This window comes from Curtobacterium salicis, from assembly GCF_011759505.1.
GTDB lineage: Bacteria > Actinomycetota > Actinomycetes > Actinomycetales > Microbacteriaceae > Curtobacterium > Curtobacterium salicis.
Genome location: NZ_JAAOYO010000003.1, coordinates 556771 through 575531, shown reverse-complemented (window position 1 = coordinate 575531; position 18761 = coordinate 556771). Strand labels below are relative to the sequence as shown.

The window sequence follows — 18761 nt, the reverse complement described above, 5'->3', positions numbered from 1 at the left end:
TCGTACGAGGTGGTGCGGTGGTCCGCGCTACGTCCGGACCAGGACGGAGGCCCGGTGCAGGTCCGCCGTGACGCGTGCGGCGTTGACGCCGTCCACCTCCACGGCCCACGCACGGGCGCGCTCGTGGTCGCGGCCGTGGCGCATGTGCCGACCGACGAGACGGTCGATGCGGACGTCGTCGTCGACCACGCAGGCCCAGGTCTCGGTGCAGAGCCCGGGCAGCTCGCGCCACGGGGTGCTCTGGTCGAGCAGGTAGTTGCCCTCGGAGACCACGAGCACGGTCTCCGGCGGGACGGCGATGCTGCCGGCGACGGGTTCGTCGACGCGGCGGTCGAAGTCGGGGGCCCAGACCGTCCCGGTGCCGTCTGTGCCGTCGCCGGTCGCGGTGAGGCGCCGGACCAGGGCCACGTACCCGGCCGCGTCGAAGGTGTCGATCGCCCCCTTGCGGTCGTGTCGGCCCAGGGCGTCGAGTGCCGCGTTCGCCAGGTGGAACCCGTCCATCGGGACCTGCACGGCGACGCCCGGACCGAGCTGCTCGGTGACCGCCGTGACGACACGTCGAGCAAGCGTGGACTTGCCCGCGCCGGGGGCGCCGGCGATGCCGAGCACGCTCCGGCCACCGGCTGCGGCGAGCGCCACCGCGCGTGCGACGGCCTGGTCGGCGGACAGGGTCTGCGGCGTGCTCACCCACCCATCCTGCTGCACGGGCGGCGGGACGGTCCGGGTGTCGCCCAGGCACGACCGTCGACGCCGAACGCCAGGACGTCGACGGTGCCGTCGGCGGTGGTCCGGGCGAGGTCGGTCTCGTCACCGGCCAGGACCGCGGTCGCCAGGACGTCCGCGGTGACGATGTCGTCGGCGATGACCGTCACCTGCGCGAAGGTCGGGACCGAGCGGCGCCAGACGTGTTCGCCCCGCTCGGCGGTGCCGGACGTCGCGACCGCACGCCGGGGTGCGTCGAGCTGCACGACGTCGGCCAGGGCGTCGCGGCGGTCCGGGTCGACGATCCCGACCCGCCAGGGTGCGCCGTCGTGCGTCCCGCGCACCAAGACGTCGCCGCCCGCGCTGAGCATCCAGTCCGAGGTGGCGGCGTCGAGCACCGCGCCGGCGTCGCGGACGGCCAGGGCCTTGACGATGCCGGAGAGGTCGATCGTCCCGTCCGGGCGGTGCGGGGTGAAGGCGCCGCCGGTCCGGTCCCGCCAGGCGAGGGCCGACGCGTAGACGTCCCGGACCTCCTCCGGGGTGTCCGTCATGCGGAGCGACCCGGCCGCGACGCGGCTGAGCACCGACGCGGGGTCGTACCGGCTGTACCGGTGGTCGTACCCGGCGAAGACGGCCCGGACCCCCTCGGCCGTCTCGTCGTCCGCACCTCGGAGGCTCACGACGGTGCCCATCGTCGCGAAGGTCCGGACGGTCGGGGGCGCGTTCACAGTCCGGCCTGGTCGATCGCGGACTGCAGCGACGTCGTGTAGCCCTCGCTGGTGAAGGTCGCACCGCTGACGGCCTGGATGTCGGCCGACTGGGCCTGCAGGGCCTCCTGACGGAGGACCGGCGCGGCCTGGGCGCTGATCGCGACCGACCGTCCGTCCGCGTCGGTGAGCTGCGGTGCGGTCACGTCGGTGATGACGCCGTCGCTGACCACGATCTGCACCTGGACGGGGCCGTACCGGGTCTGGGCGACCGAGCCGAGGAAGGTACCCGACCCCGTGGAACCCGTCCCCGTGGAGCCCGACGACGCCGGACCGGAGGTCGCGCTCGTGCCGGTCCCGGTGGACCCGCTCGTGTCCGACGTCGACGTCTGCGGACTCGCGGTCGTCGCCGTCTGCCCGCCGACCTGCCATCCGATCACCAGCACCGCGACGGAGGACAGCACCCCGCCGAGGACCGCCCGGGCCCTCATGCGCCGAACCGCTCGAGGTGGATGCGGTGTCCGGGAACGCCGGCTCGTCGGGCGTCCTGCACGACGAGGTCGGACCAGGCCCGGGGACCGCAGACGTACAGGTCGGACTCGAGCAGGTGCGGGAACACCGACCCGAGGGTGACCCCTCGGCGCAGGTCCTCCTCCGTCATCCAGCTCGGTCGGGACCACGCGCGCGGCCCGACCATCGCCCAGACCCGGCTGCCCGTGGAGTCGGCGAGCGCCGCGGTCTCCTGCCAGAGGTACTGCTGCCGCCGGTCGGTGCCGCGCAGCAGCACGGTCGCCTCGCCCGGCCGCAGGTCGGTGTCCTCGAGCAGCGCCCGGACCGGTGTGATGCCGATGCCCGACGCGACGAGCGCCAGGTACGGCGCGGTCCGGGCGTGGGTGGTGAAGAGTCCGTACGGACCCTCGAGCGAGACGGCGGTGCCGGGCCGGACCCGCCCGAGTCGCGCCGAGCCGGCACCGAGGTCACGGACCGTGATGCGTGCGCGGTCGGCGGTGGGCACCGCCGAGAAGGACACCGGATGGGCGTGCCACCACGTGGCGCCGGTCCAGAACCGCCACACGCCGTACTGGCCGCCGCGGGCGCCCAGCCGGTCGAGGTCCCGGCCGGCCAGGTGGATCGAGACCACCCCGGGGGCGATCGCTTCGACGGCGACGACCCGGATGCGGTGCCGCAGGCTCACGACCACCGGGACGACGAACCGGTACACGGCGATGAGCCCGAGCGACAGGACGTACAGCGCGATCCAGTACCCGCGCTGCCAGGTGCCGTGGGCCAGGACACTGCCGGCGCTGAGCATGTGCGGGAGCGCGACCAGGACCGCGGCGTAGCTGAGCAGGTGGATGCCGTGCCACACCTCGTACGACAGGCGCCGTCGGACGGCGACGAGCGAGCTGACGACCACGACGAGGAACAGCCCGAGGCCGAGGTACGCCAGCGGCATGTCCGGGCTCGAGAACAGCGCGATGGTCTCGGCGACCGGACTCGACCCGTCGGCGGCGGCGTACCCGAGGGTGAGCAGCGCACCGTGGGCGAGCAGCAGGAACAGGACGGGCTTGCCGAGGGACCGGTGCACCGCGATCGCCCGGTCCTGTCCGACCACGCGGTCGAGCAGCGGGACACGGGCGGCGAGGACCAGCATCACGAGCACCAGGTCCGTCGCGACCAGGCCCGCGACGATCCCCGCGTCGGTCAGGACGCCGCTGACGCCGGAGACGCTGTGCGACCCGGGCGAGACGAGCCACAGGGCGACGGCCATCGCGGCGGAGGCCCAGGTCGCCGCCACGAGCAGGTCGGCCGCGGCCAGGCGACGGCGTCCGGACCGGTGTCGCCGACGAGCGGCGTCGTCCCACGGTCGGAGCGGTGGTCGGGGTGCCGGGGCGGTCCTCGGCGTGGGGCGAGCGGTGTCGATCATCGGCTCGTTCCTCTCCAGCGTGTGATCAGGTGCCGTTCAGCATCGGCACCGCTCCTCTCGATCTGCCCGGAACCAGCAGTGGGGATCGCTCGAGACCTCGAGTGATCGGGGGGCGGACGCGCCACGCGGTCAGGCCGGCGGGATCACGACGGCGGCGGACGCGCCTCCTGTCCGGCGGTTCGTCAGCGTCGCCGATCCGCCGGCGTGCTCGGCCAGGCCGCGCACCAGGGCGAGGCCCAGGCCGGCCCCGCCGGTGCCGGCCCGACGAGCGGCGTCGGCGCGGGCGAACCGTTCGAAGGCGATCGGCAGGAACGCCTCGGGGATGCCCGGGCCGTCGTCCTCGACCAGGAGGCGCAGCGCCCGGTCCGGCGTCTGGCCGAGCCGGATGGTGACGGCGGTGGCCCCGGTGCCGTGCGCGACGGCGTTCGTCACCAGGTTGTCGACGATCCGGGCGAACGCGGCCGGATCGACGGCGTACGAGCGGGCCGGGTCGAGGAGGTCGACGGTGAAGTCCACGTCCACCGGCGTCGCACCGGTACCGGTACCACCCGGACCGGTACCACCGGTCATCCGCGCCCGGTCGACGCTCTGCATGACCTCGGTGACGAGGGCCTCGGCCGTCGTCGTCGCCGGGCGCCGGTCGCCGTCGGACGCCTCGTCGAGCCGGCTGAGCTCCAGGAGGGTCTGGGCCAACGACGTCAGCCGCGCGACGTCGGACTCGGCGGCCGTCAGCACCCCCTCGAGCGCGACCGCGTCCCCGGAGGACCGGTGCGCGAGTTCGAGCCGCGCGGTCAGGGCAGCGAGCGGGGTGCGGAGCTCGTGACTGGCGTCCGAGACGATCCGACGCTCGCGGTCGGTGTTCTCCCGCTGTCGGTCGACGAAGGAGTTCAGCGTCCGGGCGAGGTCGGCCAACTCGTCGTCGGAGGGCCCGACCGGGAGGTGTCCGGCGGTCCGGCCGCCACCGAGGTCCTCGGCGGCCCGCCGCATCCGGGACACCGGTCGGAGGGTGATCGTCGAGAGCAGCCACGCGGCGAGCCCGAACGCGGTCAACGCGAGGAGCGTGCCGACGACGAGTGACCGGTCGATGCGCCCGAGGGTCTCGTGCCCGGCACGCCCGTCCCGCGCCGCCCAGACGACGGACGTCCGGTCGGCACTCCGGACCGGCACGCCGACGACGGTCACGGGCCCACGCGGGGTCCGCAGGCGCATGGTGACCTCGTCGTCCGGCACCGTCCTCGGGAGCGCACGGCTGACCATCCGGGGCAGGGCGTCCACCACCCAGTCGCCGTCGGCCGACCGGATCCCGACGAGGACCCCGGCTGCCGGACGGTCCGGAGGCTCACCGGGGTTCCCCCGCAGGTCCGAGACGAAGGGCGCGGCGTCGGCGGCGGCGAGCGAGCGGTCCGTCTCGAGGGTGGCGTGCGCGATCTGCAGGTGCAGCGCGACCATCGCGCCGGCGAGGACGACCGCACCGACCAGGAGGCTGCCCAGCGTGATCCGGGCCCGGATCGACAGCCGTCGCAGCAGTGTCACCCGGCGGTCCCGACCTCGAGCGCGTACCCGACACCGCGGACGGTCCGGATGCGGACCCCGGCCCCGGCGGCGTGCAGCTTCTTGCGGACGTAGCTGACGTACTGGTCGACGATCGTCGGGTCGAAGTGGTCGGCGCTCCCCCAGACCTCGTCGAGCACGTCACGGCGGCTGCGGGCCTCGGGCGATCCCTGGATGAGGTACCGGAGGAGCGAGAACTCCTTGACGCTCAACGGGAGGTCCCGGCCGCCCACGCTGGCCCGGACCGCGACGACGTCGAGTCGGACGTCGGCGGCCTCCACCACCGTGGACCCCGCTGCCCGCCGCCGCAGGTGCGCGCGGATCCGGGCGTTGAGCTCGGCGATCGCGAAGGGCTTGGTGAGGTAGTCGTCCGCGCCGGCGTCCAGGCCGAAGACCCGGTCGTCGACGGCGTCCCGGGCGGTCACGAGGATCACCGGCAGGTCCTGTCCCATCTCCCGCAGGCGCCGGCAGATCTCGAACCCCGACATCTCCGGCAGCATCACGTCGATCGCCGCGGCGTCGAACGGGTCCGCTCGCGCTGCGGTCAGCGCTGCGATGCCGTCGGTCACCACCGTGACGGCGTGCCCTTCGTCGCCGAGGCCCTGCGCCACGAGGGCCCCCATCTCCGGGTCGTCCTCGACCACCAGGATCTTCGCCATCTGGACCTCCCGCTCCGCGCCCGCAGCACCATCATGCGGGAGCGGTGGTGCGCACCGCACCCGGTCGCACCCGGACGGGGGTTCGTGTGTGGTCTCGAACGAACCGAGCACCCGGCACGCAGTCCACGAGCGGCGGGTTCCGGTTGCCTGGACCGGTGCGGCCGACCTGGGTCGCCCCGGCACGGAAGGTCCGACATGGACTGGCAACTCGGCGGACTCCCGCTCCACCCGCTCCTGGTCCACCTGACCTCGGTCGCGGTCCCCGTGGCCGCACTGGTCGCGATCGCCGTCGCGGTCTGGCCGGCCGCACGCCGGTGGCTCGCCGTCGGCGCGCCCCTGATCGCGCTGGTGGCGCTGGTCTCCGTGCCCCTGGCGACGTCCTCGGGCGAGTGGTTGGAGTCACGCGAGAAGGAGACCGCACTGCTGCAGCGGCACACCGAGCTCGCCGACGGCCTGCTGCCCTGGTCGATCGCGGTGTTCGCGCTGCTCGTCCTGTGGTGGGGCTGGCACCGCTTCGGCATCGCACGCGTCACGAACGGCGGCGCCGTCCGCGCGGTCGCGGTCGTCGGACCGGTCCTGCTCGTCGCCGTCGGCGTGGTGTCGCTGGTCGAGGTCGTGGTGATCGGCCACGCCGGGGCCGTCTCGGTGTGGCAGGGCTGACGCCGGTCAGCCGCCGTACTGCGCCGACACGACGACGTTCGACCCGGCTTCCCGACAGGCGGTCGTGATCGTCCGCCCCCGGAGGTCCCAGTCGGCCGTCGTGTCGTCGATCACCGGGCCCGGGTGCTGCTCGAGGTACCGCTGAGCGGACTCCACCGCGGGCGACACCTTCGGGTCGGAGCTGGCGAGGTGCTCGAACCCGAACCGGACGGCCGCCGCCAGGGCGTCGGACTGCGCCCGGGTGAGCGTCCCGCGGGCGAGGCCGTCGTGCGCGTTCAGGGCGATCGACTCGAGCGCGCTGACCTGGCCGCACGTCGCCGCGGCGCTGCCGTCCGCGTCCATGTCGACGGGTGCCGGGCTGGCCTGCTCCGGGTCCACGGCCGCGGTCACCGCGCTGGAGGGGGTGCGCGACGGGTCCGCGGCGGCGCCGGCGGGGTCGGCTGCCGAGCACCCGGCGAGCGCCGACGATGCGAGCAGTGCGACGGCGGCGGCGATGACGGACGTCCGGACGGTTCGGTGGTTCCCCATGCGGACGATCCTGACGGAGCGCGCCGGTCCGCCGACGGGCCGATGCGGGATCGAGACCGGCCCGAGACCGACTCGTGACCTCTCCGGGAGGCACGTGTCACCCGGGCAGACCGGCTCGTGACCCACGAACGGGCGCGTTCCCCCGGACCCGTGCTGCCGGTAGCGTCGAGCCCTGATGACGAAGACGCCTGCCGGTCCGACCGTCGTCCCGGACACCGCGGTCGACCGAGCGGGCGCCGCCCCCGGGCGGACCGGGGCGAGGACGACCCCGGTGACGAACCAGGCCGTGATCGCCGTGGTGTCCGTCCTCGCCGCCGTGTGCAGCGTCCTGCTGCCCTGGTTGACGGTGACGGACGCGACGAGCATGTGGACCGGGACGGCACTCGCGGTCGTGGGGCTGGCGTTCACCGTCCTGCTCACGGCCCGACCGTCGCTGCTGCGCTTCGAGCTCCTGGTGCCGGCGCTCGACTTCGTCGCGATCGGCCTGCTGCGGTACGGCACCGGTGACGCGCGCTCCCCGTTCCTCGCCGCGGTGCTGTTGCCCCTGATCTGGATCGCCGCGCGACCGGGCCGGCAGAACGTCCTCTACCCGTTGGTCGGGACGGCGGCGACCTTCCTGGTGCCGATGCTCCTCGGGCACGCGGACCTGGGCGCGAGCGAGGTCGTCCGGCTGGTCGTCGTGCTGGTCGTCTTCACCGCGGTCGCCGGCGTCACCAACGAGCTCGCTCGCCAGGGGGCCTTCCGGCTGCAGACCGTGCAGGAGCTGCGGCAGCAGGCCGAGGCCGAGATCTCGCAGGCGGCCCTCGTCCAGCGCTCCCTGTTGCCCGTGTCGACGGCGGACCTGCCGGCGGTGTTCACGGTCCGTGCCGTGTGCCTGCCGACCCGCTCGGTCGGTGGCGACTTCTACGACTGGTTCCCGACCACGGACGGCGCGGCCTTCACCCTCGGCGACGTGATGGGCAAGGGCGTCGGCGCGGGCATGATCGCCGCGGTGGTGCGGTCGGTCCTCCGTTCGTCGGTCCGGGTGGGCGCGCCCGACGAGGCGGTGAGCCGGACGGCGACCGGTCTGGACGTCGGTCTGGACGCCCCGGCGACCGAGCAGTTCACGACGTGCTTCCACATGCACCTGGACGTCGACGGGGTCGCCCGGTGGGTCGACGCCGGACACGGTCTGGCCCTGGTGCTGCGTGCGCACGGGGGCCACGAGTGGCTCCGGAGCACGGACACCCCGATCGGCGTCGGGACGAGTTGGACGACGCAGGAGACGGTGCTCGGCCACGGCGACGTGGTCCTCGTCGTCAGCGACGGCGTGCTCGACCTCTTCGGCGACGGCATGGACGCACTCGACCGGTTCGAGGCGTTCGCCGTGGCGGAGTCGGACCCGGAGCGCCTGGTCTCGCAGCTGGAGGAGCTCGGACGCGCCGGCCACCACTCGGACGACGTCACGGTGCTCGCCGTCCGGTACGACGCGCGTCCGGACGGGGCCGTCACTCCCCCGCGGTGAGGGTGGTCAGCGTCCGCATCAGCGCCGCACGCTGCGGTTCGTCGAGCGGCGCGAACAGCTCGTCGAGCACGCGGGCGGCCACTCGGTGTCCGTCGTCGAGCGCCTCGCGCCCGGTGTCGGTGAGGGTGTGCACGAGTCGACGCCCCCGTCCCGCCGTCCGCTCGATGAGCGCGCGCTCGACGAGTCGCGTCGCGAGCGTCCCGAAGGCCTGGTCGCTCTGGAACGTGGCGACGGCCAGGTCGTGACCGGACGCGCCGGGCATCCGGTCGACGGCGCGCAGGGCGTCCCACTGCACCAGCGTCACCCCGACGTCCTGCAGCGCGAGGTCCATCGTGCGGTGGTTCCGGTACTGCGCCCGCTTGATCGCCTGCCCGAGCCGTTCGAGGTCCGTCGTCATGGTGCTACGGTATCAACACATTTAGATCAACATGTTGATTCAGGAGACCCGACCATGCCGAACACCCTCCCCGACGACCTGCCCGTCCTCCGCGCCGGCGACCCCGCCGCACCGACCGCCCTCGTGCTGCACGGCGGCGGCGGACCCCGGACGGTCGCCCCGGTCGTCGGACACCTCGCCGCCTCCCGGTCCGTCCACGCCCCCACCCACCCGGGCTGGGACGGCACCGAGCGACCGGGGTCGATCGCGTCGGTCGCCGACCTGGCGTCCGCGTACCTGGCCCGGCTCCTCGACCACGGCGAGCGCGACGTGCTGGTCGTCGGCTCCTCGATCGGCGGGTGGATCGCGCTCGAGATGGCCGTGCAGGCCGCGGCGGACGAGCGGTTCGCCGGCGTCCTCGGCAGCGTGGTCGTCATCGACACCGTCGGGGTCGTCGTCGACGGGGAACCGATCGCGGACTTCTTCGCGCTCGACGCCCGCGGTCTGGCCGAGGTCGCCTGGCACGACGCCGAACGCGGCTTCCAGGACCCGGCACTCGTGACCGAGGAGCAGCGCGCGATCCTGCGGTCGAACGGACAGACCATGGCCGTCCTCGCCGGGCGGGACATGAGCGATGCGACCCTGCTCGGACGCCTGGCGGCGGTGGACGTGCCGACCCTCGTGGTCTGGGGCGCCAGCGACCGCGTCGTCACGCCGACCTACGGGCGCGCGGTCGCCGGAGCCGTCCCCGGTGCCGTGTTCGCCGAGGTCCCCGCGGCCGGACACCTGCCGCACCTCGAGGCACCCGAGGCGACCTGGGCCGTGCTCGACCCGTTCGTCACGCAGCACTGAGCGGACGGCGGGCATGGCTCACTCCGCGGTGACGCCCGCCCACCGCAGCGCCTGCGCCACGAGCAGCCCGTGGCGGTGCGACCCGAGCTCGGCGATCGGCACCCACGCCGCCAGGTCCGTCGTCCCCTCGGCCTCGTGGCGCAGCGCACCCCCGACGACCCGCGCGCGGTGCACCACCTGCACGGCCTTCATCGGTCGGCCGTTCCGGGTCTTCCGACGCTCGGGCGGGACGACGTGCGACCGCACCCCGAGCAGTTCCTCGACGACCACGTCGTACCCGGTCTCCTCGAGGACCTCGCGGACCGCGCCCTCCTCGACGGTCTCGTCGAACTCGACACCACCGCCGGGCAACGTCCAGAGCCCCGCGTCCGGCCAGCTCAACCGGGCGAGCAGCACCCGGTCCCCGTCGGTGACGACGGCGTAGGACGCCAGCCTGGTGTCGTAGTCGGTGTACTCCATGTCCCGACCATCCCAGGGACCGGACCGATGGCGGAGCGCCGCGCCGCGCCTGGCGACCGACCTGCATCGAAGGACGCAGGGCCCGACAGTCCCACCGTTCGGCCCTGGGGCGGCGACCCGCGCGTTCCTAGCGTGGACGGCGTCGTTGCGAACCCGCGCACCGCCGAGCGAGGAGTCCCCCGTGTCCACAGCCATCCGCCCCGAACCCGGCACCGTCGCCCGCCGCACCGGCGCCGCCGTGCACCTCGACCAGGTCACCAAGACGTACCCGAACGGCCCGTCGACCGTCCGCGCCCTCGACGGGGTGAGCCTCGACGTCGCCGCCGGCAGCTTCACCGCCGTGATGGGTTCGTCGGGCTCCGGCAAGTCGACCTTCCTCAACTGCGCCGCCGGCCTCGACACCCCCACGAGCGGTCGGGTCGTCATCGGCGGGGTCGACCTCGGCACGCTCTCCCCGGACGCGGTCACCCGGTTCCGCCGCGACCACGTCGGTTTCGTGTTCCAGGGCTACAACCTGGTGCCGCACCTGACCGTCGGCGAGAACGTCCAGCTGCCCCGCACCCTGGCCGGTGTCCGCGAGGACGACCACCGGGTGACCGAACTGCTCCACGCCGTCGGGCTGGAGGGCATGGCCGACCGCCTGCCGGGCGAGCTGTCCGGCGGGCAGGCGCAGCGGGTCGCGATCGCCCGCGCGCTCGTCGCCGGGCCGGACGTGGTGTTCGCCGACGAGCCGACGGGGGCGCTCGACACCGCGACCGCTGACCGGGTCCTGCAGCTCCTGCAGCACGCGGTGCGGTCCCTCGGGCAGACGCTGGTGCTCGTCACGCACGACCCCCGCGCCGCTGCCTTCGCCGACCGCGTCGTGTTCCTGGCGGACGGGCGGGTGCAGGGCGACCTGGTCGCCCCGACCCTCGAGTCCGTCACCGCCCGCGTGCTCGGCCTGGGGCACTGAGTCGTGCGCGCCGCGCTGCGTTCGCTGCTCGTCGTCAACCGGGCCGCGGTGTCCGGCGCCGGGGTCGTGGTGGCCCTGGCCGCCGTGCTCCTCGGGGTCACCGCCGCGTGGCTCGAAGCGGGGGTCCGGCACCCGGAGCTGCCGTTCCTGTCCAGCGTCGCCGGGTCCTTCGCGGGCACGCTGCTCCTCATCACCGTGTTCATGGTCGCGAACGTCTTCTCCGGGGTCCTCCGCGAGCGCCGCCGCGAGTTCGCCCTGCTCCGTGCGGTGGGCGCGACCGCCGCCCAGATCCGCGGCACCGTCCGGACCGAGGTGCTGCTCCTGCTCGCTCTCGTCGCCCCCGTCGGTGCCGTCGTCGGGACGTTCGCCGCCGCCTCGGCCACGCCGCTCCTGCGGGCGAGCGACATCGTCCCGTCGGGCTTCACGCTGACGGCGAGCATCGTGCCGCTGGTCGGCACACTGGTCGTCCTCGTGCCGACCGGGCTGCTCGCCGCCGCGATGGCCGCCCGGGCCGCGACCCGTCCGAGTCCGACGGACGCCGTCCGCGCCAGCACCACCGACGTGCCGACGCTGTCCACCGGTCGCCGGATCGCCGCCGGGGTGACCGCCCTCGCCGGACTCGGCATCGCCGCCACCCCCTTCTTCACCCCGGGTCTCGTCGGCAGCGCCACCGGTGCGACCTCGGCGATCGTGCTGGTCGTGGCCGCGGCCCTCGCCGGACCGCTCCTGGTGCAGTGGACGGCACGTCGCGGGCTCGCCGTCGCGCGGTCCGGAGCCGGCGGAGCGGCCAGCGTCCTCGCCCTCCTCAACGCGCGTGGTGCCTCCCGGCGGCTCAGCGCGGCCGTCGTGCCGCTCGCACTCCTCGTGGCGCTCGGCACGGTGCAGACCGGGACGGACGCCGCGCTCGGCCGGGCCACGGCGGACCAGCTGGTGGCGGGCCTCCCGTCCGACTTCGTCGTGACCACCACAGGCGGTGTCACGGCAGACCAGGCGCGGCGGATCGCCGCCCTGCCGGGCGTGAGCGGGACCACGACGATGCGCGACCGCTCCGGATCGGTGCAGGTCGAAGCCGACGACGAGGACCTCGGCGCCCTCGGTTGGGAGCCGACGGTCGTCCGCGGCTTGTCCGCCGACACCCGCTCGGTCGACCCCGACGTCCGGTCCGGATCGCTGGCGGCGCTCGACGCCCCCGGCACCGTCGCGGTGAGCAGTGACCTCGTCGCCCTGACGCCCACCGGCCTCGGTGACACCGTCCAGCTGCGGACCGGGGACGGTCCGGCCACCTCGGCCCGGGTCGTCGCGGTCTACGACCGCGGGCTGGCGTTCGGGGACCTGCTGGTCCGCGACCGCTCGGCCGGTCCCACCGACACGCTGCTGGTCGACGTCCGTCCCGGCGAGGGTGCTGCCGTCCGGGAGGCGCTCCTCGGCCTCGACCTGCGGGTCACGTCCGTCGACGCGTACGCCGCGACCGTGCTGCGGTCCGGCGACGGCGACCGGCGGCTGTCCCTGGTGCTCATCGTCGCGCTGCTCGCGTTCGTGGCGGCCGCGGCGGGGAACACGCTGCTCACCGCGATGCGGGGTCGGCGGGACGAGTTCGGGCTGCTGCAGCGGACCGGGGCCACGCGCGGACAGCTGCTGCGGATGGCGGGGGTCGAGACGGTGTTCACGGCGGTCGCGGCCGTGGTGATCGGGACGGTCGCCGTCCTGCCGGCACTGGTCGGGGTCGGGCAGGGGCTCGCCGGGGCGCCGGCCTCGGGGTTCGACGTGCCGGCGTGGGCGGGCTTCTCGGGCGCCGCTGTCGTCGTGGCGGTGCTCGGGGTGTTGCCCGGGGTGCGGCGGATCGTGCGGGGCCGGTGAGGAGCGCCGCGGCAGCGCACCGGTCTCGGTGCTAGGTTGACGACACGCAGTGTCATCGATCCGGAGGTCGACATGGAAACGCAGCGGATGGACGGCACGACCGTCCTCGTCTCGGGCGGCTCGTCCGGCGTGGGGCTCGCGGTCGCGAAGGGGCTCGCTCGCCTCGGTGCGCGGACGGTGCTGCTCTCACGGGACGCCGACCGTGGGCGCGATGCCGTCCGTGCCGTCCAGGAGGCGACGCCCGGTGCCGACGTCGACGTCGAGTCCCGCGTCGCCGACCTGACGTCCCCGGCCTCGGTGCGTCGTCTGGTGGAGGACCTCGGCGGCACGGTCGGCAGCCTGGACGTCCTCGTGAACGCCACGGGATCGGTGGGCGAACGTGGTGACCTGCGGCCCGGCATCCCGCGGAGCTTCGCGACGAACGCCCTGACGCACTTCCTCCTGACCCGAGCAGCGTTGCCGCTCCTCCGCGACGCTCCGGAGGCCCGCGTCCTCACGGTCGGCGTGGCGCCGGCACTCGTCCGGCGCCTGAAGGACTTCGCCGTCGACGGCGTGGACGCGAACGCCTCCGGGGTACGGGTCCTGACGCAGGCGGTCGCGTGGAAGCTGCTCATGTCGCGGCACCTCGCCGAGACCGGAGCCGGCATCAGCGCCGCGGTCTTCCACCCCGGGTTGATCACGTCCGACCTGCTCGGTCGACAGGCGCTGCCACTGCGGATCGTCGGCACCATCGCGAACCGGTTCGCGCGCACCACCTGCCCGGTCGCGGAGCACCTGGGGTCACGCACCGCCGACCTCGGGCCGGTCGGCGGGATGGTCGACGACCGTGGACGGACGGTCGCCCTGCCGCCGACGATCAGCACCGCGAACGCCGCGCGGTCGTGGGCGGCGAGCGAGGCCCTGGTCGACCAGCTGGAGTGACTCCGGCTGGAGCCGGCCCGGCACCTCGTCAGAGCACGAACAGGGCGGTGACCAGCGACAGCAGCAGCAGGCACGACGTCAGGACGGTCGCGACGATCGTCGTCACACGTGACCGGTCCGGACCGCGGGTGCGCCACCAGGCGACGACCGTGCACATTGCGGCGACCAGTGCCAGCGGGAGCACGACGAAGAGGTCGCCGATCCGCGTGATCTGCCGGAACAGGCCGCCGTGTCCGGCCTCGCCCTGACTCGCGGCGTAGATCAGCCCGCTCCCGAGCAACGAGGCCACTCCCAGCACAGCACCGATCAGCGCGGCCGCGAACCCGACCGCCGCGACGACGATGCCCTCGACGGCCCAGACGGACCCGCGACGACGCGTCGGTACGGCCGGCGGTCCACCCCACACCGGTACCGGACTCCCGTTCCCCCACTCCTGCATGGGACGAGCCTGCCATGCTCCGGGCGTCCCGCCGGAGCTGACGGACGGGAGGCGCGGTGCCGGTGACCTCGTCGGCCCACCGGCACCGCGCCTCCCGTCCGGTCCGCTGCGGACGCGGCGTCGGCGACGTCAGCTCCGGATGAACGCGAGGATGTCCGGGTTGATGACGTCGGCGTGGGTGGTCAGCATCCCGTGCGGGTAGCCCTCGTAGACCTTCAGCGTGGCGTCGCTGAGGAGCTCGGCCTGCTTCAGGGCGGCGGCCTGGTACGGGACGACCTGGTCGTCGTCGCCCTGCAGGACCAGGACCGGCACGGTGATCGCCTGCAGGTCCTCGGTCTGGTCGGTCTCCGAGAACGCCTTGATGCCCTCGAGGTGGGCGAGGGCGCTGCCCGCCATGCCCTGACGCCACCAGTTGGCGACCACGGGCTCGGACGTGGTCACGCCGGGACGGTTGAAGCCGTAGAACGGGCCCGAGGCCACCGCCTGGAAGAACTCGGCGCGGTTCGCGGCGAGCGCGGCGCGGAACCCGTCGAACACCGAGATGTCGGTGCCCTCCGGGTTGGACTCCGTCTTGAGCATCAGCGGCGGCACCGCGGACACGAGGACCGCCTTCGCGACCCGTCCCTGCGGCTGGCCGTACCGGGCGACGTACCGGGCGACCTGGCCGCCGCCGGTGGAGTGGCCGATGTGGATCGCGTCGTGCAGGTCGAGGTGCTCGACGACGGCGGATACGTCACTGGCGTAGTGGTCCATGTCGTGGCCGGTGCCGATCTGCGACGACCGTCCGTGGCCACGGCGGTCGCTCGCGACCACGCGGAAGCCCTCGGCCAGGAAGTACAGCATCTGCGCGTCCCAGTCGTCCGAGGACAGCGGCCAACCGTGGTGGAACACGATCGGCTGCGCGTCGGGGTCCCCCCAGTCCTTGAAGTAGATCTCTGCCCCGTCGTCGGTGGTGATGTAGCCCATGTGTGGTGCCCTCCTGTGGTGGTCGTGCGGTGTGCTGGGTCGGTCGGTCGGTCGTCAGCTGAGCTCGGCGACGGCGTCGGTGATGACGCCGGCGACCTCGGCCGGATGGGTCTGCATCACCAGGTGCGGCGCGTCGATCTCGGTCACCGTGCGGACTCCGGCCCGCTGGTAGCCGAAGCGCTCGACGTCCGGGTTGATGGTGTGGTCGGCGCTGGAGACGATCCCCCAGGACGGCTTGGTCTTCCACGCGGCGACGGACGCGGGCTCGCCGAACGCGACCGCGGACAGCGGGCGCTGCGAGACCGCCAGGACCGTCGCCACCTCCGGTGCGAGCCCGCCGGCGAACACGGCGGGGAAGGCGTCGATCGCCACGGAGACGTCCGTGCCGGGTTCGGCACCGTCCACCGGGTACGGCGCGTAGACGAGGGCTGCGGCGAGGTCGCTGTCGGGGAACCCGCCCTGGAGGGTGCCGAGGCTCTCGCCCTCCTCGAGCGCGTAGGCCGCCACGAACACCAGGCCGACGACGTTCTCCGCGACACCGGCGACGGTGATCACCGCGCCGCCGTACGAGTGTCCGGCGAGCAGGACCGGTCCGTCGATCTGCTCGACGAAGGACCGGATGTACGCGGCATCGCCGGACAGGCTGCGGTTGGAGACCGGCGGGACGAGGACCCGGTGGCCCTGGTCGAGGAGGAGCTTCGTGACGGGTGCCCAGCTGGCGGCGTCGGCGAATGCTCCGTGGACGAGGACGATGGTGGGGGATCCGGACATGGTGCGTGCGCTCCTTCCTGGTCCGCAGCCGGTGGCGCGGACCAGCGTCGGTGGTGGAGGTGCGTGGTTCCGTTCCCGACGGTACGAGCGGACACGACCGGTGCACATCCGTCACGGTGACCGAGATCCGCCACCGGGATGACCTAGATGCCCGCCGACCGACCGGTGGTCGCCCCGGTCTCGTCGGACTCGTCCGCCACGAGGACGTCCGTCACGATCACGCCGGACAGCTGCTGCCGTGTCGAGATCCCGAGTTTCTGGAACGCGGCGTACAGGTGGGCGCCGACCGTCCGGGGCGAGACGAACAGGTGCTCACCGATCGCCCGGTTGCTCATCCCCTGGGCGGCGAGCGTGCAGACCCGGAGCTCCTGCGGGGTGAGCAGGTCGACGCTCCGCCGTCCGGAGGCCGGCAGGCGCTCCCCCGTCGCCCGGATGGCGTCGCGTGTCCGCTCCGCCCAGACCGGGGCGGGCATCGCCTCGAACAGCTCCAGGGCGGCGTGCAGGACGACGCGTGCGGTGGCGCTCCGTCGCGCGCGACGCAGACGACGACCGAGCCGCAGGAGCGCTCGGGCCTGGAGGTACGGCATCGGCCAGTGCGCGTGCCGCAGGGTCGCCCACGCCGCCTCGAGCTCGTCGTCGGGGATCAGCGCGAGCCGGGCGTGGTCGACCGCCGTCCGGACGAGCGGTGCGCTCCACCGGGTCATGAGTTGCTCGAGGTCCGCCAACCGCTGCTCGGCGTCCACCCGACGCCCCGCCTCCAACGCGGCGTCGACGAAGTCGTGCGAGGTCGCGACGCCGAACCACGGGTGGTACGCGTCGTCATCGGGGTCGAACAGACCGCGGAGACCCTCGAGTGCATCCGCCGCCCGTCCAGCGAGCAGGTCGACCACGCCCTGCGCGCCGCGGAGCGTCGCGCGCATCGCACCGGAGCGGAGGACCTGTGCGCCCGCCGGGGTCCCGCCCGCGATCTGCTCGACGTCCGGCTGGACGCCGTCCAGCGCGTCGAACCAGGCGAGCGCGCACCGGGCAGCAGCGGAGAACCCGGCATCGCCGAGGTCACGGCCGAGCGATTCCGCCTGCTCCGCGAGGACCCGGGCCTCCGCGACGTCCCCGGCGAGGTACGTCGTCATCGAGGTCCCCATGAGGGCCTGCGGGAACGTCCGCAGCTCGCCACGCGTCCGCATGCTCGCCAGGGCCCGGTCGAGCAGGACGCGGGCGGTCTCGATCTCGCCGACGAGGTTGAGCGCGTACCCGAGCAGCCACGCAGACTCCTCGTCCTGTGCTGCCGGGGCCGCCGCGAGCGCGCGCTCCAGGACGGCGTCGCCCCGGACGACCGGCTCGGTCCGGGCGGCCAGGAGGATCGCCCGCGGGTCGTCGTCCGGCAACGCGAGCGCCTCGACGACGACGAGCATCGGGTCGCCCGGGTTCGCCTCGACCGTGTGGTCCCAGGCGATCGCGGCCAGGTGGAGCAGGGCGGCGGTGGCGTGTTCCACCCCGCCGGCCGCCTGCATCTCGGAGACGGCCTGGAGCGCCGGTCCGAGGTCGCCGACCGCGAGCCCCGTCCTGCCGGTCGGCAGGACCTCGGCCACCCACGCCGCACGCGCTGCGAGCAGCCGGTCGGGCGCCTCGTCCCGCGCTCGCTGCGCCACCAGGGCCGCGTCCGAGATCCGCCCGGACAGTCCGGCGAGCTCCGCCGCGACGAGGCGCCGCTCCACACGCCGGGCGACGTCCGACGTCAGTTCGGCGGCACGTTCGTAGGCGCGACTGGCGACGAACGGGTCGGACATCGCCGTCCGTCCGTCACCGAGCGCGGCGATCTCGTCCGCGAGCGGGTCGTCGTGTCCGGTGGTGAGCTCGGCCCGCCACCAGATGGTCCGTGCCGGGTCGTCCTCGTGCTCGAGGACGAGCGACCGGAGGACCGCGGTGCGTTCCGTGGGCGACGCCGCTGCCAGGACGGCCGACTGCACGAGGGGGTGGCGGAAGCGGATCGCCCGCGGAGCGACCCACTCGAGGAGCGAGGACGCCGACGCCTGCTCCGTCCACGTCGGCGTGGGGAACCGCCCGAGCGCTCGCGCAGCCACCCGGGACGCCCCCTCCGCACTCGTGCTGCCGGACAGGGCCACGGCGAGCACCGCCAGCCGGACCGACTGGTCCAGCTCGCGGTAGCGCGCGGCGAACTCCTGCTCGACCCGGCCCACCACGGGTCGTTCGCGGGCCTGCTCCCCGGACGCCGACCGACCGAGTTCGTGCAGCGCCAGCGGGTTGCCCTCGGCACGGACCACGAGGTCACGTCGCGCCGGTCCCCGGGGTGCTCCGGGGATGCCGTCGAGCAGCTCGTCGGCGGCCGACGCGTCGAGCGGCGCGAGGTGCAGGCGTCGGAGTCCCGGCTCCTCCGCCGTGTCCGTGTGCCGCGTGGTCATGACGATGACGACCGGGTCCTCGCCGACGCGGCGGGCCATCATCCGGAGCGCCCACTGCGACGGGACGTCCATCCAGTGCAGGTCCTCGGCGACGACCAGGAGCGGACGAGCGGCCGCGGCGTCGCAGAGCAGGGTCAGGGCCGCGAGTCCGGCCAGGAGTGGCGAGGGCTGCACGCCCGTCACGACCCCGAACGCGACCTCCAACGCCCGTCGTTGCGGGTGCGGCAGGTCCGGGATGCCGGCGCGCAGCGGGTACAGGAGCATGTGGAGCGCTGCGTAGGGTTCAGCCGACTCGGCCAGGGTGCCCATGGTCATGAGGACCCGGACGTCGTGCCGACCCGCGTCCTCGAGCACGCCGGCGACCAGCGTCGACTTGCCGATCCCCGCTTCCCCGTCGATCAGGAACGCGGAACCGCCGCCGCCACCGGCAACGCCACGGACCGCATCGCGGAGGGCCGAGGTCTCCCGCTCACGCCCGATGACGGGCTGCGCCGTCGTCATGGGGTCAGT

At 74.1% G+C, this 18761-nt stretch carries 19 protein-coding genes; 6 read left to right on the top strand and 13 right to left on the bottom strand.

What is annotated here, in order from left to right; translation table 11 throughout:
• Positions 1 to 27: 27 nt before the first annotated feature.
• The 6 genes from E9228_RS11265 to E9228_RS11240 all read right to left on the bottom strand — a co-directional run bounded on the left by E9228_RS11265 (position 28) and on the right by E9228_RS11240 (position 5546).
• Positions 28 to 687 (bottom strand): nucleoside/nucleotide kinase family protein, encoded by a 660-nt coding sequence (locus E9228_RS11265; protein ID WP_341849868.1) that lies wholly within the window; start codon positions 685 to 687, stop codon positions 28 to 30.
• Complete coding sequence (locus E9228_RS11260; RefSeq protein WP_166780634.1) at positions 684 to 1430, bottom strand: FAD:protein FMN transferase; 747 nt, start codon at positions 1428 to 1430, stop codon at positions 684 to 686. The genes E9228_RS11265 and E9228_RS11260 overlap by 4 nt, the downstream gene beginning before the upstream one ends.
• Complete coding sequence (locus tag E9228_RS11255; RefSeq protein WP_166780633.1) at positions 1427 to 1900, bottom strand: FMN-binding protein; 474 nt, start codon at positions 1898 to 1900, stop codon at positions 1427 to 1429. Before E9228_RS11255 ends, E9228_RS11260 begins: the two co-directional genes overlap by 4 nt.
• Entirely contained in the window at positions 1897 to 3336 is a 1440-nt protein-coding gene (locus E9228_RS11250) for a ferric reductase-like transmembrane domain-containing protein (protein ID WP_166780632.1), read from the bottom strand. Before E9228_RS11250 ends, E9228_RS11255 begins: the two co-directional genes overlap by 4 nt.
• Before the next feature lie 129 nt (positions 3337 to 3465).
• Positions 3466 to 4869, bottom strand: coding sequence for an ATP-binding protein (locus tag E9228_RS11245; RefSeq protein ID WP_166780631.1), 1404 nt, complete (start codon positions 4867 to 4869; stop codon positions 3466 to 3468).
• Complete coding sequence (locus E9228_RS11240) at positions 4866 to 5546, bottom strand: response regulator transcription factor (protein WP_166780630.1); 681 nt, start codon at positions 5544 to 5546, stop codon at positions 4866 to 4868. Before E9228_RS11240 ends, E9228_RS11245 begins: the two co-directional genes overlap by 4 nt.
• Before the next feature lie 195 nt (positions 5547 to 5741).
• Between E9228_RS11240 and E9228_RS11235 the strand changes: the two genes are divergently transcribed.
• Positions 5742 to 6206 carry a DUF2231 domain-containing protein gene (locus E9228_RS11235; protein ID WP_166780629.1) on the top strand — a complete coding sequence of 155 codons (465 nt, stop codon included), beginning with the start codon at positions 5742 to 5744 and terminating at the stop codon, positions 6204 to 6206.
• 6 nt (positions 6207 to 6212) lie between these two features.
• Here the strand turns inward: E9228_RS11235 and E9228_RS11230 are convergent, their stop codons facing one another.
• Positions 6213 to 6734, bottom strand: a complete 522-nt coding sequence (locus E9228_RS11230) for a hypothetical protein (RefSeq protein ID WP_166780628.1) — start codon at positions 6732 to 6734, stop codon at positions 6213 to 6215.
• Between the two features lie 175 nt (positions 6735 to 6909).
• Between E9228_RS11230 and E9228_RS11225 the strand changes: the two genes are divergently transcribed.
• Positions 6910 to 8238 (top strand): PP2C family protein-serine/threonine phosphatase, encoded by a 1329-nt coding sequence (locus tag E9228_RS11225; protein ID WP_166780627.1) that lies wholly within the window; start codon positions 6910 to 6912, stop codon positions 8236 to 8238.
• Here E9228_RS11225 and E9228_RS11220 read toward each other — a convergent pair.
• Positions 8222 to 8635 (bottom strand): MarR family winged helix-turn-helix transcriptional regulator, encoded by a 414-nt coding sequence (locus E9228_RS11220; protein ID WP_166780626.1) that lies wholly within the window; start codon positions 8633 to 8635, stop codon positions 8222 to 8224. The genes E9228_RS11225 and E9228_RS11220 overlap by 17 nt on opposite strands.
• 54 nt (positions 8636 to 8689) lie before the next feature.
• Between E9228_RS11220 and E9228_RS11215 the strand changes: the two genes are divergently transcribed.
• Positions 8690 to 9466, top strand: a complete 777-nt coding sequence (locus tag E9228_RS11215) for an alpha/beta fold hydrolase (RefSeq protein WP_166780625.1) — start codon at positions 8690 to 8692, stop codon at positions 9464 to 9466.
• Positions 9467 to 9484: 18 nt separating this feature from the next.
• Here E9228_RS11215 and E9228_RS11210 read toward each other — a convergent pair whose 3' ends face one another.
• Positions 9485 to 9925 carry an NUDIX hydrolase gene (locus tag E9228_RS11210; protein WP_166780624.1) on the bottom strand — a complete coding sequence of 147 codons (441 nt, stop codon included), beginning with the start codon at positions 9923 to 9925 and terminating at the stop codon, positions 9485 to 9487.
• A 181-nt stretch (positions 9926 to 10106) separates the two neighbouring features.
• On the opposite strand from E9228_RS11210, the gene E9228_RS17355 reads away from it, so the two are divergent.
• The 3 genes from E9228_RS17355 to E9228_RS11195 all read left to right on the top strand — a co-directional run bounded on the left by E9228_RS17355 (position 10107) and on the right by E9228_RS11195 (position 13655).
• Entirely contained in the window at positions 10107 to 10877 is a 771-nt protein-coding gene (locus E9228_RS17355; protein ID WP_341849867.1) for an ABC transporter ATP-binding protein, read from the top strand.
• A 3-nt stretch (positions 10878 to 10880) separates the two neighbouring features.
• Positions 10881 to 12734 carry an FtsX-like permease family protein gene (locus E9228_RS11200; RefSeq protein WP_166780622.1) on the top strand — a complete coding sequence of 618 codons (1854 nt, stop codon included), beginning with the start codon at positions 10881 to 10883 and terminating at the stop codon, positions 12732 to 12734.
• Positions 12735 to 12806: 72 nt separating this feature from the next.
• On the top strand, positions 12807 to 13655 hold the full coding sequence (locus E9228_RS11195; RefSeq protein WP_166780621.1) for an SDR family NAD(P)-dependent oxidoreductase: 849 nt from the start codon (positions 12807 to 12809) through the stop codon (positions 13653 to 13655).
• Positions 13656 to 13683: 28 nt separating this feature from the next.
• Here E9228_RS11195 and E9228_RS11190 read toward each other — a convergent pair whose 3' ends face one another.
• The 4 genes from E9228_RS11190 to E9228_RS11175 all read right to left on the bottom strand — a co-directional run bounded on the left by E9228_RS11190 (position 13684) and on the right by E9228_RS11175 (position 18752).
• Entirely contained in the window at positions 13684 to 14094 is a 411-nt protein-coding gene (locus E9228_RS11190; RefSeq protein ID WP_166780620.1) for a hypothetical protein, read from the bottom strand.
• A 129-nt stretch (positions 14095 to 14223) separates the two neighbouring features.
• Positions 14224 to 15060, bottom strand: a complete 837-nt coding sequence (locus E9228_RS11185; RefSeq protein WP_166780619.1) for an alpha/beta fold hydrolase — start codon at positions 15058 to 15060, stop codon at positions 14224 to 14226.
• 54 nt (positions 15061 to 15114) lie between these two features.
• Complete coding sequence (locus tag E9228_RS11180; protein ID WP_166780618.1) at positions 15115 to 15831, bottom strand: alpha/beta fold hydrolase; 717 nt, start codon at positions 15829 to 15831, stop codon at positions 15115 to 15117.
• Between the two features lie 143 nt (positions 15832 to 15974).
• On the bottom strand, positions 15975 to 18752 hold the full coding sequence (locus E9228_RS11175; protein ID WP_166780617.1) for a helix-turn-helix transcriptional regulator: 2778 nt from the start codon (positions 18750 to 18752) through the stop codon (positions 15975 to 15977).
• Between the last annotated feature and the right edge of the window lie 9 nt (positions 18753 to 18761).

Excerpts from the sequence above, each read along its gene's own strand:
- E9228_RS11180 (WP_166780618.1), bottom strand. The coding sequence starts at position 15,831 with ATGTCCGGATCCCCCACCATCGTCCTCGTCCACGGAGCATTCGCCGAC.
- E9228_RS11195 (WP_166780621.1), top strand. The coding sequence starts at position 12,807 with ATGGAAACGCAGCGGATGGACGGCACGACCGTCCTCGTCTCGGGCGGC.
- E9228_RS11235 (WP_166780629.1), top strand. The coding sequence starts at position 5,742 with ATGGACTGGCAACTCGGCGGACTCCCGCTCCACCCGCTCCTGGTCCAC.
- E9228_RS11185 (WP_166780619.1), bottom strand. The coding sequence starts at position 15,060 with ATGGGCTACATCACCACCGACGACGGGGCAGAGATCTACTTCAAGGAC.
- E9228_RS11230 (WP_166780628.1), bottom strand. The coding sequence starts at position 6,734 with ATGGGGAACCACCGAACCGTCCGGACGTCCGTCATCGCCGCCGCCGTC.
- E9228_RS11255 (WP_166780633.1), bottom strand. The coding sequence starts at position 1,900 with ATGAGGGCCCGGGCGGTCCTCGGCGGGGTGCTGTCCTCCGTCGCGGTG.
- E9228_RS11220 (WP_166780626.1), bottom strand. The coding sequence starts at position 8,635 with ATGACGACGGACCTCGAACGGCTCGGGCAGGCGATCAAGCGGGCGCAG.
- E9228_RS11215 (WP_166780625.1), top strand. The coding sequence starts at position 8,690 with ATGCCGAACACCCTCCCCGACGACCTGCCCGTCCTCCGCGCCGGCGAC.
- E9228_RS11175 (WP_166780617.1), bottom strand. The coding sequence starts at position 18,752 with ATGACGACGGCGCAGCCCGTCATCGGGCGTGAGCGGGAGACCTCGGCC.
- E9228_RS11250 (WP_166780632.1), bottom strand. The coding sequence starts at position 3,336 with ATGATCGACACCGCTCGCCCCACGCCGAGGACCGCCCCGGCACCCCGA.
- E9228_RS11190 (WP_166780620.1), bottom strand. The coding sequence starts at position 14,094 with ATGCAGGAGTGGGGGAACGGGAGTCCGGTACCGGTGTGGGGTGGACCG.
- E9228_RS11225 (WP_166780627.1), top strand. The coding sequence starts at position 6,910 with ATGACGAAGACGCCTGCCGGTCCGACCGTCGTCCCGGACACCGCGGTC.
- E9228_RS11210 (WP_166780624.1), bottom strand. The coding sequence starts at position 9,925 with ATGGAGTACACCGACTACGACACCAGGCTGGCGTCCTACGCCGTCGTC.
- E9228_RS11240 (WP_166780630.1), bottom strand. The coding sequence starts at position 5,546 with ATGGCGAAGATCCTGGTGGTCGAGGACGACCCGGAGATGGGGGCCCTC.